Source organism: Pseudoalteromonas galatheae, from assembly GCF_005886105.2.
Lineage (GTDB): Bacteria > Pseudomonadota > Gammaproteobacteria > Enterobacterales > Alteromonadaceae > Pseudoalteromonas > Pseudoalteromonas galatheae.
Genome location: NZ_PNCO02000002.1, coordinates 604441 through 620707, shown reverse-complemented (window position 1 = coordinate 620707; position 16267 = coordinate 604441). Strand labels below are relative to the sequence as shown.

The 16267-nt window shown below is 41.3% G+C and carries 12 protein-coding genes; 3 read left to right on the top strand and 9 right to left on the bottom strand.

All coding sequences use genetic code 11. From position 1 onward, the window contains the following. Positions 1–22: 22 nt before the first annotated feature. From CWC29_RS20675 to CWC29_RS20640, 8 genes are all read right to left on the bottom strand, one after another. Complete coding sequence (locus CWC29_RS20675; protein WP_138523428.1) at positions 23–1537, bottom strand: cell surface receptor IPT/TIG domain-containing protein; 1515 nt, start codon at positions 1535–1537, stop codon at positions 23–25. Between the two features lie 1346 nt (positions 1538–2883). After that, the gene (locus tag CWC29_RS20670) at positions 2884–5727 is read right to left on the bottom strand and encodes a hypothetical protein (protein ID WP_138523430.1); all 2844 of its coding nucleotides are present in this window, start codon (positions 5725–5727) and stop codon (positions 2884–2886) included. A 2-nt stretch (positions 5728–5729) separates the two neighbouring features. Further along, entirely contained in the window at positions 5730–6362 is a 633-nt protein-coding gene (locus tag CWC29_RS20665) for a hypothetical protein (RefSeq protein WP_128727525.1), read from the bottom strand. 306 nt (positions 6363–6668) lie between these two features. Further along, a complete protein-coding gene (locus CWC29_RS20660) occupies positions 6669–6872 on the bottom strand; it encodes a DUF1289 domain-containing protein (RefSeq protein ID WP_128727526.1) in 204 nt (67 codons plus the stop codon). Between the two features lie 105 nt (positions 6873–6977). After that, positions 6978–7139, bottom strand: a complete 162-nt coding sequence (locus CWC29_RS24035) for an I78 family peptidase inhibitor (protein ID WP_128727527.1) — start codon at positions 7137–7139, stop codon at positions 6978–6980. Between the two features lie 24 nt (positions 7140–7163). Then, positions 7164–7610: a methyltransferase family protein gene (locus CWC29_RS20650; RefSeq protein WP_128727528.1), complete on the bottom strand. Its 447-nt coding sequence runs from the start codon at positions 7608–7610 to the stop codon at positions 7164–7166. Between the two features lie 70 nt (positions 7611–7680). Continuing rightward, on the bottom strand, positions 7681–8193 hold the full coding sequence (locus CWC29_RS20645; RefSeq protein ID WP_235956703.1) for a Crp/Fnr family transcriptional regulator: 513 nt from the start codon (positions 8191–8193) through the stop codon (positions 7681–7683). An 86-nt stretch (positions 8194–8279) separates the two neighbouring features. Further along, positions 8280–8723 carry a GNAT family N-acetyltransferase gene (locus CWC29_RS20640; protein WP_128727530.1) on the bottom strand — a complete coding sequence of 148 codons (444 nt, stop codon included), beginning with the start codon at positions 8721–8723 and terminating at the stop codon, positions 8280–8282. 549 nt (positions 8724–9272) lie between these two features. Between CWC29_RS20640 and CWC29_RS20635 the strand changes: the two genes are divergently transcribed. From CWC29_RS20635 to CWC29_RS20625, 3 genes are all read left to right on the top strand, one after another. Beyond that, positions 9273–12779 (top strand): S8 family serine peptidase, encoded by a 3507-nt coding sequence (locus CWC29_RS20635; protein WP_138523434.1) that lies wholly within the window; start codon positions 9273–9275, stop codon positions 12777–12779. Between the two features lie 145 nt (positions 12780–12924). Continuing rightward, the gene (adhP, locus tag CWC29_RS20630; RefSeq protein WP_128727533.1) at positions 12925–13938 is read left to right on the top strand and encodes an alcohol dehydrogenase AdhP; all 1014 of its coding nucleotides are present in this window, start codon (positions 12925–12927) and stop codon (positions 13936–13938) included. Positions 13939–14046: 108 nt separating this feature from the next. Beyond that, a complete protein-coding gene (locus CWC29_RS20625) occupies positions 14047–15648 on the top strand; it encodes a sensor histidine kinase (RefSeq protein WP_128727534.1) in 1602 nt (533 codons plus the stop codon). 5 nt (positions 15649–15653) lie between these two features. On the opposite strand, the gene CWC29_RS20620 is transcribed toward CWC29_RS20625, so the two are convergent. Beyond that, positions 15654–16001, bottom strand: a complete 348-nt coding sequence (locus CWC29_RS20620) for a 2OG-Fe(II) oxygenase family protein (protein WP_128727535.1) — start codon at positions 15999–16001, stop codon at positions 15654–15656. Between the last annotated feature and the right edge of the window lie 266 nt (positions 16002–16267).

Sequence of the window (16267 nt, the reverse complement as noted above, 5' to 3'; positions counted from 1 at the left end):
GTCAACTATTGCTCTCTATTTTTTAGCGTGCTTGCACCCGATACCGAACCTTATTGCTCATTCCAACATTATTCGTTAATTGTAATATGCCTTTTGTCATACCTGTTGGTATCGTAAATGTAAGGCTTGATTGTGTATGAGTTGAAGGAACAAGTGTTTTATTTCCCATTACGATACGAGTTTTATCATCAAACCCCACTCCCTTAAGCTCGTATTGTTCACCTTCTTGAACTTTGATTGAGGCATATCCAAATATTAACGGTGAACCCGCTTTGTATGGCTTTATTCGCACTTCATTAGAACGCTTATTTCGAGTATAAATAAATGCCTTATATTTACGAAGTGGTAGATTGAGTTCAAAGATTAGCTCTGAGTTAGTGTGCGATGTTGGCGCGATATTATAAATTTCTTCACCGTTATAGATAACCACTTTTGGATTCTCCAGCCCGGCAAAGTCATCTCCAGTAAATACAACACTATCGCCGATACGATAAATTCGAGGTAATGAATAGCCATTGTAATAACCGGCTTGGGAAGATATTTGTACACTTGGTGAGTCGCTTAATCTAAAGCCTCGCACTCGCTCATACGGCTCGGCATCATAAATATCTAGAACTTTGTCACCATCATTATCTAGATCGATGAAGTCCTCAACACCGTCTTTGTCAGAGTCTTCAGGCCCCCCTTTCGCATTGAGTTTTTCGTCGGCATCGGCTACTCCGTCATTATCAGAATCAAGATCCAAAAAGTTTAATTTATCATCTTGGTCTGCATTTCCTGAGCCTTCGCGTTCATCATTAATGCCGTCGCCATCACTGTCTAAGTCCAATAGATTAATTACCCCGTTATTGTCTTCATCGAGTGTAGTACTTTGCTTTACGTAATATTCATAGAAGTCATGAATAGAGTCTCTATCGGTGTCAATACGAGTTGGTTCAATACCAATTGCATATTCTGCATGATCATCAATACCGTCGGTGTCATTATCTCTAAATACGTAAATTTCATAGGAATAGTCGGGCGCACCACCTGATAAATCATCAATGACACTCAAGTTGAATTTTCCATCATGGGGTATTTTAGTCAGTATATGCGCCATTTTTAGCGCACTATGAGTATGGATCTGCGATGAGTTGATCACAAAACCGCCTTGCTCGGAAAAGTACACTTTAGGCTTAAAATTAGCTGACTTATAGGTAATACGAGCTGAGATATAGTCGCCCTTATTTGCACTAAACTGATACAAATCACCATTATCACCCGCATTTGAAATAACCCCCTTTACTTTGAACGGAAGTTGATGCGCAACTTTTACCGCGTTACTGGGGTTATCGTTAGGTTCAACCTCGACGATTTCGGGATAACGAGCGCGCTGACTATCAAATGGAAACTCATCATGCTCATCTAATACACCATCACCATCTTCATCTTTGTTTTGCCAAGTGCCTTTAGCTGGTTCGATCAAACCATTTTGTGGAGTTGCAAATACAGTTGTACTTACCAATGCGAGTGCCAATAAAATGCATCGTGATATCATAAACAATCCTTATTAATGTTAAATTCTCTCAAGTTTTTCGTCCGGCTTCCTGCTTCACACTTTCATTGAAGGCTTTTAGTAGAATACACAGGGTACTTTCGTTACTTTCTCTTCCTATATGCCATTTCTAACGCTAACTTTTCAAGAGCATCCAACTTGTCAACTAACTGCTTTTCAGTGTTCTTGCCTTGTTGGTAATCGACTTCTAACTTCAAAAGCTTGAAAGTTTGACCTAGAACGCTGAGATATAAGGGGGGATTACTTATTCGGCTTCTCTTCAAATTAATTAGTAGTTCATTTAGATAGCTTAAGGCTGCCCCAGATAAATTCTTACTAACGATATTCTGCATCAATAAAGTATCCAAATATTCAGGGTAAGGAGGCGGTTTTTTTACATAAAACTTAACTCTTAAGCTAGCCTCATTCGGTAACGTATTAAAATATTCAATTCATATTTCACTGTACTCATAGCAAGTTTTTACCGATGAAATTGAAGACATCAGTAGCTTCACAACATCTTGTTTTTCTTTTTGTTCAGCTTCGTAATCAGTGATAGCGAGTAACACCCCCACCAAAGTAGCAATGAGCGTTAGAAGAAAATTTATACCTAGACTAAAACGCTCCGTAATAGCCCTGAATCTGGGAAAAAACAAATGTACTTAGCAAATCCAGGCTAGTTGTAACTATTATGCAAAACATTCATTTCCTTTTAAATAGAAATTTGATCTATTCATAATGATTCACGCTCATCGCTAAATTTAGCTGATAGCAGGGCATTAATTATCCGAACAGGTTGAGCTAACATTATAAAAGCCAGAAAGCGCGTTATTCTAGCAAATAACTAAGCAATAGAGATCAGCATGAGTAAACATATCATACTTTTTATTTAGCTCACTTTTAAAACGATCTATCTGTGTAGCTCATCTATATTGCCCAAAGTTTGCTTTTAACATTTGATGCGCTCTACGCTAAAACTGACCTCTGCGCCGCAATTTTTGATTATTGCCTAGTTTAATTTGTCCACAGTGGGCTTCAGTGATGATGTAAGAAATAAGTTTTGGCAAAAAACACCAAACCGACTACTAGAAGCACAGTAATAAGCATTCATGCTTATTAAGCGGTATGCGCTTTGAATTTACCCGTTTTATATCCAAATGCTGCCCCCCCGCTTTCAGGACAGGATCGAACTTTAAAGTAACGAGTAATGGGATTTTATGACTTGATTGTGCTTCGCAATTTCTAGGTCATTACAATGAACACTATCACGCATTTAGAGTGAATTGAAAATCCTAGAATCGATGTTAATATCAAACATAATCTTATAGACGTTTTGCAATGTAATGACGTTAATCTTGTATAGCACCTATAAATGCAAGTACAAAAGGCTCGACCTGAGCAGTATGCTGACGCATTATCGCTACACTATTTTTAACTTTATTTGCTATTTGCTGTTTAGTTGATGAGCATTGTTCCTGTTTACTCGCATTATCATCAGCGCAGTCGCCAAGTCCTTCGTAAAATCTCGCCAGCAAATAAATATTTTCTAAAACGCCATTCGCAACTTGACCTCTACTACTCTTAAGCTCTTGCGTATTTTCTAATATCTTTTCGGTACTTTTCTGTGCGTCTTCTAGTCCTAAAAATGGCTTATCCGTATGAGTGTCAGACTTCTCTAAATCAGCTAAAAACGCCATTTGTTTCACTAACTCATTCCTCAGCGGTAAGGTATGTTGAGACAAAAAAGATGTATACACTTTTTCACTTGTTGATTGAGTAGCAGCCTCACTCACTCCGCTTGGTACGTAAGTTGCCAGCTTAGAGATATTTGACTTTTTGATATTAAAAAGAGCAATGCTTTTTATTGAGTCAATCATTTCTTTCTTATCTTCAGAATACTGCTTGATATACCAGTTTCCTATGTCATCTTTAGCAACCACATAATTAACATCCCCGCCACCTTTAACAGCAACACGGTTTATATTGTGCCAGTTCTGGTTGTCTAACTCTTGTAAAATGGCATTACTTGATTGTACAAGACTTCTGTTTAAGAACTTCTTTCTTTGTATAAGCTCAAATTCATTCAACAAGGTCGTTGACCTCATTGTCATCCTGATCGCATCTGAAGTTGCCCGAAGAAATGAATTTTCTGAACGAAAATATCTCGCGGTTTCCAACGCTTTATTGAGCTGTTTAACTTGCTCTGTGTCTCCGCGTTTATCCGCCAACACCCGCTCCACTGCGAGATGGTACATTAAGCTATCCCATACTTGCTCAGTATTAAGCTCGCTGTTTAACTGGTCGTTTTCATCAAAACTAGGTAAGTTATGTTCTGTAGTTGCTTCTTGCAATTGAGACAGATAATTCTCCAAAACCTCCTTCATCTCACTCAGTGACTCAGGAGCTGTACCTGCTGGATCTGGGTAGTTACTTTTAATACAGTTAGTTATATTCTTGGCACGCCAATTAACCGACATCTCTGTATCGTCAGATTCTACCGTTAGACAACTTGTTCTCAATGTCGTCTTTAGACGCTCTAAAACATCGCAGCGAGATTTATTATTAGCAACACATGTTGTATAGGGCTTCAAACGCTCTTCGCTATCTAACCAAAGCGCCAAATCTTCGGTTACATTAATTATTCCAGCCTCTGACCTTATGGTGTTTGAAATTGCATTTTTCAGCAACTTCGCGTTGTCACCATTGTTCCGTGTAGTAAACTGGTTTTGTCTCTCAATGTCATTAGTGAGTACCTTGGTTGAATTTCCTATCGCCTGAAGCACGGCTATAAACTTCTTAATTCGTTGCGGGTTATTTTCACCACTGTTACTGTCATCATCAAGATTTGCATTACCATGAAGTAAAACAAGGTTATTTGCTAGAAATAATATTTTCTCTGAAAAGCTTTTTAAGTCAGATTGAAATTCACGCTTTACATCTTCGGCAGACTCACAATTAGGCTTTTTTTCTTCATAGCAGCCACGATAGTAAAATTTTTTATAATCATGTATCACAGCCTCTAAACCCCGACTAGCATCAGTTCCTAATCCTCTGATCAAAATCAACTCTTGATCAGGAAGTTGGGTCATTTTACCTTCCAGCCTGCCACCATCATCAGGCGCTTTTGCCACCCGCTGCTCCATGGCCGGCGAAGTAATATTTAACGGGGCCAATGCATTTTGTGCAGCAATCACACAATCTGCATATGCCATAAGGTCAGCGCTTGTTTCTAAATCAGAGGGGCATTTTTGAAGTCCTAATGCCTTTACCTTAACCAGATCAACCTTTTCTTTAAATATGTTAAGTAGCCAACTTTTTAACTCGGCTAGTTCTCCCGGTTTGAATGGTATATCACCGCCACTTTGTTCCATTTCATTTAGTGAAATTGCAGTTTTAGCCGCTGCGAGTACGCTTCCATTCACTGCTTGCCATGCAGCATCGAAAGATTGACCAAGATCCCGTAACTTATCTAAAATCTGTTGTGCTTTCTCTTCTTTAAACTGATTTTCGCGTAGCAAACTTTTTATTTCTTTGCGCAGGCTTTCATCTTGCTCTAAATCTGAAAGTATTTTCCGACTTGTGCAGTCACCTTTACGTTCTGACTTGCAAAACACAGTGCTGAAGTTGGTACCTCCCCCCTCTTTTGAGGGAGCAATGAAAAACCTTACCGCATTGATTTCATTGGATTTTTCAATAGACTTTTGTGCAAAAATCCTCTCAATAAACTCAGCATCCCCCGCTTCACTTGGAAGGTATTTGTCGTAAACCTCCTCCTGATATTGAAGCTTTCGAATCAGTAGCTCGTAATCGTGATAGAAAACTTGCAGCGCAGTCTGCTCATTGGTGTACATGTGTAGTATTTCGTTGGCAAGATAGTAGGTTATTTTCCTTTCATTTTCGGGATAAACTCCTGCCCCTAGATATGTACGGTAGCTATCCACTTCAATGGGATCAATCCTTCTACATAACTCTGACGATACAGGGTTTAATTCATCGTCACATTGATAGGTATCTCGTATAAAACCCAGCATAGGCCTAGCAGCGCTAACCATTGCAGCAACTTGATCTAAACGTTCAGGCGCTTGACTATTTAGTGGACCGTTATAAACATCGACTTCTATTAATAAAGTTGAGCACCCAGTTATCATCATCGCAATAGGGAGAAGCAGTGTTAATCTATTTATCTTCATCATTTCTATCCTTCTGCACATAAACTAGGTGAGTTGCGGCAAAAGCCTTCGAGTAGCTGTCTTTCTTGCGCTATAGACAAAAGTTCGTCCATCAAGCGGCGGTTGATCGGATCACTTGCTTTGGTCTGCTCAAAACTTAGTAAATCTCCCATCGCGCTATCGATAGCTGAAAAGAAATTGTGAGGTGTGGATCCCATAACGATAACGAGACGGTGGTTTTCAGGGCCCTCTCTAACCCCTTCAGGCCCCATTAATACGAACTTTCGCCTAGCACTGGTTACTTGAGTCCCACCCTTAGCATCTGCACTTAACCCTTGGTTTGTCATTTCCACTTTACTGGTTAACGTATCAATCGCTTCCGCAGGAACCCAACCCGAAGCAAATTTCATGTCACTGAGTAGATTAGACTGGCCTCTAACCGTTATTCTGTAAAATGTGGGAGAAATTTGATTTATTGGATCAAACACTCCTAAGTAATAAACTTGATAAACTTCACCTGTAACTGTATGGGTAGACAGGTAGGAACCACTCGCCCCAGCTATCGCCCCAACAACCCCAGCTTCTTGAGGTGTTAATCCGCAACCACCAAGAGCTGTACAGAAAAACAAAGCAGATAATTTTGTGTGGACATGTCTCATACTAACTTCCCTATCTATATGAATATAAAGTTGTCTACAGAATGAAGTTTAAGTAAAGGCAATAAATAGGTATTTTTCAACCAAAAATGTAACTATTTGTTAGTGTTAAGTTTCAAGTTTATCAACATGGATACTTCAGGTTTTGGGTGATATGGAAAAATAAATCTTCTGGGCACTTTATACGTGAAAAACCATCAATAGAATTTCAGTTTAAAAGTCTCTATTGATGATTCGAGATTGGAAATAGTTTGCCCATAACAGCGCTCTTGATGACCAAGTTGGTTCGGTCCCAATCATCAATTTCATTTAATTTCCTTTATATTTTTGAGCATATTGTCGTTTGCGCCTAGTACAATGCGCTAAGACTTCAAGCCTTTCATCTTCGCTGTAACTTGTCCAGCTGGTAATCTCATCCAACGTTCTAAAGCACCCCAAGCACACATCCTTATCATCCAAACAACACTTTCTGATGCAAGGGGATTGGACCGAATTACAACTTGAGTGTGACATCATAGCTCCTTCAAATAGATTTACTCAAAATAGCTTGCCGGAAAGAAATACTTTAACTGGACCAAATACACCGCCTTCGCCAATCAATATACAAACTGGGTGGAACTATCCCCACCACATCCGCACGACCTGTTGCGCATCGTTTATTTCAATATTGAGTCGCTGAGGTTGGTGGTCTTGAGTAAGCATGTCTCCAGATTGGTACACTCTAATTACTTTTCCAACAATTGTTTGTAGGGATTTTGAATAATCAATATCTTGCACCATTTTATCCTCATCTATGCTTGGAATTTAAAGCCAGCGACGCACTCGACCTCGATAGCGTAAATACGCATCTCCAAAAGTTTGTTCCATCATTTTTTCTTCAAACCGAATGTACCATCTGTCGGCGATAAGTAAAAAAGTAATCACAAACAAAAATGACACAAGTGCACCACCGGTCAATACAGCATAGCCTAGTAATGCAATGACAAAGCCCAGATACATGGGGTTGCGGGTATATTGAAATACCCCAACTTCCACCAATTTATCAGGCTTATTGAAAGTCATAATATTGGTCTCTTCCTTCGCGAATATCGTGCTGCCCGACTTGGCCAGTGCAAACCCCAAAGCAATCGGTACTAACCCTAATAGATTGAAAGGGTAATAAATAAAATGTGGCGCTGCAGCCAACCAACACCCCACAGGCATCAATATGACAAATAAAAACAGTAAAATAGGAGGCAGTAACTTTTTCATGATGTTATTCCTTATCTTTAGGACAATAATTAGAGATAAGGTAATGCGAATTTTATTGCTGTGCCTTAACCTATGTTAAGCCAAGCTCTTTTCTAATTCTCGACAGTGATACATCCGTGATCCCAAGGTACATCGCGATATGACGCAAAGCAACCGAACGGCTTAACGCTTGATTTTCTTGGGTAAAGCGTAAGTACCTTTCCTTCGCACTTAACTGAAGTAACGCCGCTTCTCGCTTCTCTTTTTTAAGTACCAACTGCTCATAAATCTTGCGCACAAACCGTCCCCAGTTGAGGTTTTGCTCAGATATTGTGACTAAGTCAGCATAGCGAATTTCGGCAATAACACAGTCTGTTAGCGCTTGCGTTGAAAATGGACTCGGCTGTGCTTCCAGGTAACAAGATAAACAAGAGAATGCCCCGCCCTTTTGTAGCAAAGATTTATTCCGTTCATTGCCCTTTTCATCTAGGTAGAAATAACGTCCATATCCATCTAATAAGAAATAAACACTCGAGATTTTCTCACCCTGTTCGAATAGTATCGTATCGGCTGTGATATGGCCGATTTTTATATACGGAGCCATAAGAAGCCAATCCTCGGGTGAGAAGTCCACTAACCGCCCATATACAGCTAACCAATTTTGATAATTTTCGTTACTTGTTTTAGACATTAGTGTAAGTGCTTTTCGAATAATAACAGGACTCTATTGTCGAAAGGCATCGTATCGAACTGCTGATATCCAAGCTTTTGGTATATATGCTGTGCTCGCGTATTATCTGCAAAAACATCCAGCCAAATACGTGTTATACGCAACTCTTCTAACACGTATTTTTCCATCTGTTTTATCGCTTCTTGCCCTATTCCCAGTCCCTTTTTGGCAACCACGATACGGCGAAACTCAACACTTTTTCGATCTGGGTCAATAGCTAAAATAATAAAGCCAACTATTTCACTACCCGAATGGATAGTTAAATAGCGTAAATCGGTATCAACGAATTGAGATTGGTGAGTCGAAAGCGAATTGCTTATTATGAATTGGCTGTTGTCTGCAGTACTTTCCATAGTAACAAACTTGCTAAGGTGTACGCTTTCACTTACCGAGAGTCTAAGCATGTAATTCCTTAATTAAACATTTGAATCTCCATATCTTAAGGTCAATTAAGTTAATTCTCAAACGACTAAACGATAACGAGGGGGTTACTGTTATCAGTGCAATAAAAACCTCAACCTACTACCATACTCACGTATTCAAATAGTTAAGTAAAGAGTAGCCTTTAGTGCGGCCTAGCGATCTCATACAGCCTGATAAAAAGTGTTAATAAATACTTTTTATACACCAAAATTAGTGCTATGAAGCTGCATCCGTTTGCAGAAAACGTTGACGACTTAACATAAATGATTTGAACAAAATATATCCATAAAATCCATAACAGTACGCTCCATCATAATTTCATTCCTAGCAAGAGTAAGTATCTACATCACTGAAAGCTATTAAAAACACAGTAAAAATTAACCTTTTAATAAAAACAACCACAAATTAAATTCTATTTTTCGTAACAAAAAGTTGAAATGACACCCAAAAAGGAACTATATTTGTTCAACTCCTGAAATAGGATGTAAATAAAACAATTAAAACCATAACAAGTCTGATGGGGAAATCCGATGTCAACTCTAAACAAGTCAGCACTCACCATCGCTGTATTGACTGCTTTATCGTCTTCTACAGTTACCGCTGCTACGTACGATCAATATAACTTTGAAAACAAACCTTCTTTACAAAGCCAACATCCCGATTTAAGAAACAAACAGACAAGGAAATCTACTCAAAACGTCGTTACATGGTTAGTAAAATTAAATACACCTTCAATTGCAGAACAAAACTTGGCTGGCGTTGCCGCTCAAAATGCGATATCAAGTATTCAGCAGTCTCAGCAAAGCGTTGAAGCTGCAATTGCTTCAGTAAGTCAATCGCTGCAGGTTGTCGCCAAAACATCCAAACTCTCAAATGCTATTGTTGTTAATGGCGAAGAATCTGAAGTTCACAAACTTCTTGCAAATCCGCAAGTCGATTCTGTATTACCAGTATATGATTACAAACTGACCGTAGCTGATAGTGCAGACTACATAAAAGCAACTCCTTTAGTAGCTTCAGGGGAAGCGACAGGCGAGGGCGTTCGTGTTGCAGTACTTGATACCGGTATTGACTACACACACAAAGCTTTTGGTGGCGCAGGTACAGCCGCTGCTTATGAGGCTGCAGCAAGTAATCCAGCCGATACACCCGCTTGGCCACAAGGCTCAGTTCTGGGTGGATATGACTTCATCAATAACGATCCCGATCCGATTGATGCTGGCACTAACCATGGTACACACGTTTCTCATTCAGTAACGGGGATCGCACCAAATGTAGAGTTATTTGTTTATTCAGTTTGTGATAATGATAGCTGCCCGGGTTTAGCGCAGCTTCTAGCATTAGAGTCTGCAATGGATCCAAATGGCGATGGCGATATTTCTGACCGCGTCGACGTCGTAAACATGTCACTAGGCGGAGACTTTGGTGATAACCGCGCAGGTGCCGTTCAAGAACTGATTGATAAAGCGGTTATGCTTGGCACTAACGTTGTTATTTCAGCGGGTAATGATGGCCCAACACCATTTATCGTTGGTGGTCCAAGTACAACTGACAATGCACTATCAGTAGGTGCAATGGAACACTCTGTCATTAAAGGTCAACAGATTTTAGCAACATTAATGGGAGAAACAATTGAAGCAGGTGCGGCAAGCTTCAACCCAGAAGGCTTTGATGAGTTTGAGTTCGACAGCACAACCACACCACTGGCGTTCGTAGAAACAGAAAAAAACGACAAAGGAGAGGCAACCTCTGTTGCTTGTGATCCTTTTGCAGACGATGTGGATTTTACAGGCAAAGCAGTCCTTGTTGACCGAGGAGCCTGTAATTTCACTCAGAAAGTGCTAAATGCCCAAGCGAAAGGCGCTAAACTAGTGATGATAATCAACAATGTCGAGGGTGGTGGCCCAACCGAGCCTGGCGGAAGTGCTCCTGGCATTGAAATACCAACAATTGGTTTAAGCTACAGTCAAGGTAAGGCACTAAAAGAACAACTATTGGCGGGAAACAATGTTGCCTATAATGTAAGCGCCACAGTCATCCTTAAAGAAGGCATGATTGCATCATTTACCTCTCGCGGACCTTCAATTAGTGGTCGCTTAAAACCAGAAATCACAGCCCCGGGCGTTAGCATTATGACTGCACACCCAGGTCTTGGTGATGGACTCACACCGGCAAGCGGCACATCATTCTCAGGCCCTATTACAGCCGGTGCCATGAGTATGCTTAAGGAGGCATTGCCTAACCGCAATGGCTTTGAGTTAAAAGCGACATTAATGAATTCCGCAAACTTAGATGTAACCGTTGAACCTCGTTCGCAAAACCCAAATGCAGCGCTTGCACCAATCAGTTATATAGGCTCTGGACTTGTAGATGTAGAAAAAGCAGCGAACCTGCCTGTTGCAGCTTGGGCTGAAGATACGATGCAAGCGGCGCTGTCATTTGGCTTGGTTTCACTATCAGAAACCTCATCTATCACCAAAAAGGTAGTCGTTAAAAACTTCTCGAATCAAGAGCAGACCTATACTCTAGCTTATGAGCAGCGTTTTGCCGATGATGCTGAGCGCGGCGCGCTTAGTATGACTTATCCTGAGTCGATAACGATTCCAGCAGGACAAACCATTTCGTTTGAAGTTACGGCAACCATAGATCCTTCTAAACTGCCTGAGTGGACATTAAACTCTGCTAACATGGCATTCTTGGATGCTACACACGACCTTACAACATTAGAGCTTGATGGCGCATTGAACTTCATGTCTGGCGACGAAAAAGCGCTGCACTTGGTTTATCATGTACTACCTAAGGCTGCCGCTAACGCACAAGTCATGCCTGTAGTTGATGATAAGGGCGCTAGACACGTATTAACCAATACTGGTGCCGCTACATTAGAGCCGTTTTTTGCTCCAACTGTTGCTAAAGATGAAGCTGGCGATAGTGAACGCTTGGATATAATTGGTGCATCAGTGGAAACGCTTTCAGTTCCTGCAAGTGTCTGTGAGAGTGGTTATATGCTGTTTACTACTATGATTACTAATCAGCCTATAATTCACACTTATCAGGGCGGCTTTATGGCCGACTTTGATTTACCAGCAAAAGGCGAAACTTCTCCAGATGGTAATTATGATGTAACAGTTCAAAACGGTAAACGAGAGTGGTTTGGCAACTTCTTGTCTGGTAGTGCTATTACATTCACTCACCCGTATGGCTCAGCAAGCGGTTCAATTACGAATATTCATTTTGCATCAGGTAATAATTTCGTCACTATGAGCAGTTGTGCCGGCGCATTTGGTCTTACGGCCGAGCAAGTCGCGACTGGAGTTGAAGCGAAAATTCGTTTCCGCACAGAAGAGGAAACCTGGACACCAATCCCTTCTAACTCATTAGATGAAGCTTTCGCAAATAGCTTTATGATAAAAGCACCAGCGATGGAAGCAGCTACAACTGAAGCGGAAGGCTTAGCGATGTTAGTTGATGATGCTGGTAATGAGGTAACAGAGCTAGCTCCTGGCGAATCAGCAAACTTAACTTTCTCCGACCATGACTTCATGATGCTATCAAGTAATGGAGCGGTGCCTGTTGTTGTCTCTCCATCAGAAGAGTCTAAGAAAGCACCAATCATTACCGCAGATCAGGCATTCTCTGTCGAGGAAAATACTGCGGTAGACACTGTTATTGGACAGCTAGAGGTTGAATACGCATCTGACTTTGCAAACCCGGTTTCCGAGTTTATTGTTATTGCTTCTTCTTCATCAGCAATCACAGTTAATTCATCGGGAGAGGTCATTGTCGCCAATAGCGAGCAACTAGACTTTGATTCAGGACTAGAAAGCGTTGAGCTTGAGGTTGTGGCGACTGATACCGGTGGTAATGTATCTGAACCTACGAAAATTATGGTCGAGGTAACAAACTTAATGGATGAAGAGTCAGAACAGCCGACTCCAGATCCAACGCCGACACCGGCACCATCAAACTCTTCAAGTGGTTCACTATTTTGGTTACTACTAGCGGCACCACTGGCGTTGCTACGTAGAAGAAAATAACCCACTACTCTTTGTAATCAAGTAATCAAATGGCGGGCATTATGCTCGCCATTTTTGTTTACTCTCACCTTATTCGTTGTTTCGGATCAAATTGTTCCTAGTTATAGCTGCTAAGCTACTATCAACTCAATCAAGGAGCAAAGAGATGAAAGCAGCGTTAGTGCACCAATTTAAACAACCGTTAGAAATTCAAGAAATTGAGAAACCGCAACTTACTCACGGGTCGGTCATCGTTGAAATAGCCGCCTGTGGTGTTTGTCACACTGACTTACACGCCTGCCATGGCGATTGGCCAGTTAAGCCTAAATTACCACTTGTGCCTGGTCACGAAGGTGTGGGTACAATTATCGAAAAAGCTGACGATGTTAAACACCTAGCCGTTGGTGATAGAGTCGGTGTACCTTGGCTACATAGCGCCTGTGGTCATTGTGAACACTGCCTCAAAGGCGACGAAAACTTATGTCCGGAGCAGTTAAATAGCGGCTATTCCGTCGATGGTGGTTACGCACAGTACTGTAAAGCCGATGCCAACTATGTGGTAAAAATCCCTGAAGGCTTATCATTTGTCGATGCAGCACCTCTGTTCTGCGCGGGCGTCACCACCTACAAAGCACTCAAAGTATCAAAAGCGAAACCTGGTGATTGGGTCGCCATTATTGGAGTCGGTGGCCTTGGCCACTTAGCAGTTCAATACGCCAAAGCGATGGGGCTGAATGTGGTTGCGGTTGACACTGGCGAATCAAAATTAGCACTGGCAAAAGATCTTGGTGCCGATTTATGTATCGACTTCAAACACAGCGATCCCGCGGAGTGGATGCAAAATAAACTAGGGGGCGTCCAAGCCGTAGTTTGTACTGCGGTCTCGAAGCCTGCATTTACCACATCATTTAACAGCGTGAAGCGAGGCGGTACATGCGTACTCGTTGGTTTACCACCAGAAGAAATGCCTATTCCCATTTTTGATACTGTGCTTAAAGGTATTAGTGTGGTTGGCAGCATCGTTGGTACCCGCCAAGATCTCGCTGAATGCTTGCAGTTTGCCGCTGAGGGCAAGGTAAAGGCCATTATTGAAACCAAACCACTTGAGCAAATAAATCATGTATTTGACGATATGCTCAATAGTGATATTAACGGCAGAGTCGTACTTACCTTCGACTAAGCCTATCAAACAGCCAAAACTTGGAATAACAACGGCTAGAGAACAAGTTGTTATTCTGAGCTCTGGTTAACTATACTTTACGTATTCGAGTCCAAAATCGTTGAATACATGGCAGCTAGTCAAAGCAACATACTCCACCCAAGTCAGTCGTTTAGCTTTAAGTACTTCTACCATATATCAGCGCTCTCCATGCTGCTGTTTTTTCTTTCTGTAGTGTTCACATTTTTGGCATTCATCAATAAAGAAGCGCAAGAGCAAGAAATAGAAAGAAATTTTAATCTTGTTCGATTATCCCAAGAGTTAAGACTCAGCTCAGATCAACTCACCATGATGGCTCGGGCTTATGCCGCCACAGGCAACTCTAAGTTTAAACAATTTTTCGATGAGATCTTAACGATCCGTAGCGGCACTTCCCCCCGCCCTAAGCATTTGCACCGCGTCTATTGGGATATGTTGCTGGTCAAAGAAGGTCAAGCACCATTTGAAAAAGAAGCACCAAAAGCGCTGCTGACATTATTATTAGAAAACGGAGTTTCTACGGATGAATTAACTATGTTGCGAAGTGCAGAGGATAAAAGTGAAGCACTCGTGTTACTTGAGCGTGAAGCCTTTGAACTCGTAGCTGCAGGGAAAAATCAGCAGGCCCTCAAGGTTTTGTACAGCGAGGCTTACCTACAAAGTAAAGTACAAATAATGACCCATATCAATGCTTTTTTAGAACGCAGAGAACAGGATTTCAGCTCACTCCTTGCAAGCAGCAATAAAAAGGTAAAGTCTTATTATGGCGCTGCGTTTGTTTGTTTTATCTTGCTATTGCTTAGTCTCATCGCGTTGTACAACTCTCGTTCGGCCATCCGTAAAAGTATTATTGATTATCTAAATACAGAGGTAAAAAGCCAAACTGAAGAGTTAATCGAAAAAAACAAAGCACTTAATAACGCGATTAGTGAACTCAGCGAGACTCAAAAACGCCTGATAAACGCTGAAAAGTCAGCAACGCTGGTGCGATTGATCCCGGGGCTTGCCCATGAGATTAACACACCGATTGGCGTCGCTATGACAGCTTCAAGTAACCAGCTCTTGCTTGTTGAAGGGGTAAGACAAAGGGTCAATAAAAATGAAATCGCCAAGTCTGCTTTATTACATTCGATAGAAAATATCGAGAGTTGTGCCAAGCTCGTCGTCAATAGTACAGAGCGAATAACTGGTATTATCGACAAGCTCAAAATAATCACCAATACTGGATTTGAAGGAGAGGTAAAGCCTGTTTACTTACAGCCACTTATCACACGATGTGTGAGTGAGCTTGCCAATCAACACCCACACATTGATATCACCCTAGACATACCTGAGGCACTTGCTATCACCGCGCCTGAAAGGTTGTTACAGCAGGTTTTCCAACCTGTGATTGAAAACGTATTTTACCACGCCTTTACTGATAACTCAGTACAAAGCCCGTGCGTGATTATATCGGCTCAGGCCTCAAAGCTTGGATATACGATTAAAGTCACCGACAACGGCGGAGGTATTCCACATGAAATCAAAGATACAATATTTGATCCCTTTGTCGTCGGTAATCGCACACAAAAAGGCTTGGGCTTAGGGCTAAGTGTTGCGCTCGCTATTGTCACTCAGTATTTTAATGGTGCAATTGAATGTGAGACAGAATCTAATTCCGGAACATGCATTATTATCAAGTTGCCGAGCTAGTCGCGCTAACGAACCCAGCCGATACTTAACAACACTCGAGTACCCGCTTCTACTTTTGAAACAGAATGCTCTGATTTATCGGGTCTAAAAAGTTTGATGCGACTGCTGCTATAAAGCGGCGCTTTACACTTAAATTCACCTCCTGACTTCGCCCGCTTTAAAACTATATTTAGCCTGAAATGTTTCCCTGAAACGACTTTATCGGTATGCAGTGGTACTTCGCATCCGGTCGGAAACTTCAGTAAATACATATCAAACTTAACTGGCCACATCGCGGTTGCTAGTAACATTTTTTGATAACCCGACTGTTGCCTGCCAAGTTGCCAGCGAAAATACTTTGGTTTACTTTCCATAAATACACACTTTAAGCTTCATTATTATTGCGGCAATGCTTTTTATATAGAATACAAAGGAACAACGCACTGCCACTCTTCCTGAGAAATAGACTACACCGCAAGGTTAAAGCACCCGCTCTTAACGTTCTCAAAACAAGCGTCGAGTCCGAAAATTCAACACGAATATCACTTATAGAGGCGTTATTTTCACCAAGTGGGACGATAATTGGCCCTTCTGAGTGACTAATGCGTGACTCAGATTGTTACACCTATTCAAGCCTAAA

Bases quoted from the DNA above. Each gene is read 5' to 3' on its own strand.
- CWC29_RS20675 (WP_138523428.1), bottom strand. From the start codon at position 1,537: ATGATATCACGATGCATTTTATTGGCACTCGCATTGGTAAGTACAACT.
- CWC29_RS20670 (WP_138523430.1), bottom strand. From the start codon at position 5,727: ATGATGAAGATAAATAGATTAACACTGCTTCTCCCTATTGCGATGATG.
- CWC29_RS20665 (WP_128727525.1), bottom strand. From the start codon at position 6,362: ATGAGACATGTCCACACAAAATTATCTGCTTTGTTTTTCTGTACAGCT.
- CWC29_RS20660 (WP_128727526.1), bottom strand. From the start codon at position 6,872: ATGTCACACTCAAGTTGTAATTCGGTCCAATCCCCTTGCATCAGAAAG.
- CWC29_RS24035 (WP_128727527.1), bottom strand. From the start codon at position 7,139: ATGGTGCAAGATATTGATTATTCAAAATCCCTACAAACAATTGTTGGA.
- CWC29_RS20650 (WP_128727528.1), bottom strand. From the start codon at position 7,610: ATGAAAAAGTTACTGCCTCCTATTTTACTGTTTTTATTTGTCATATTG.
- CWC29_RS20645 (WP_235956703.1), bottom strand. From the start codon at position 8,193: ATGGCTCCGTATATAAAAATCGGCCATATCACAGCCGATACGATACTA.
- CWC29_RS20640 (WP_128727530.1), bottom strand. From the start codon at position 8,723: ATGCTTAGACTCTCGGTAAGTGAAAGCGTACACCTTAGCAAGTTTGTT.
- CWC29_RS20635 (WP_138523434.1), top strand. From the start codon at position 9,273: ATGTCAACTCTAAACAAGTCAGCACTCACCATCGCTGTATTGACTGCT.
- adhP (WP_128727533.1), top strand. From the start codon at position 12,925: ATGAAAGCAGCGTTAGTGCACCAATTTAAACAACCGTTAGAAATTCAA.
- CWC29_RS20625 (WP_128727534.1), top strand. From the start codon at position 14,047: ATGGCAGCTAGTCAAAGCAACATACTCCACCCAAGTCAGTCGTTTAGC.
- CWC29_RS20620 (WP_128727535.1), bottom strand. From the start codon at position 16,001: ATGGAAAGTAAACCAAAGTATTTTCGCTGGCAACTTGGCAGGCAACAG.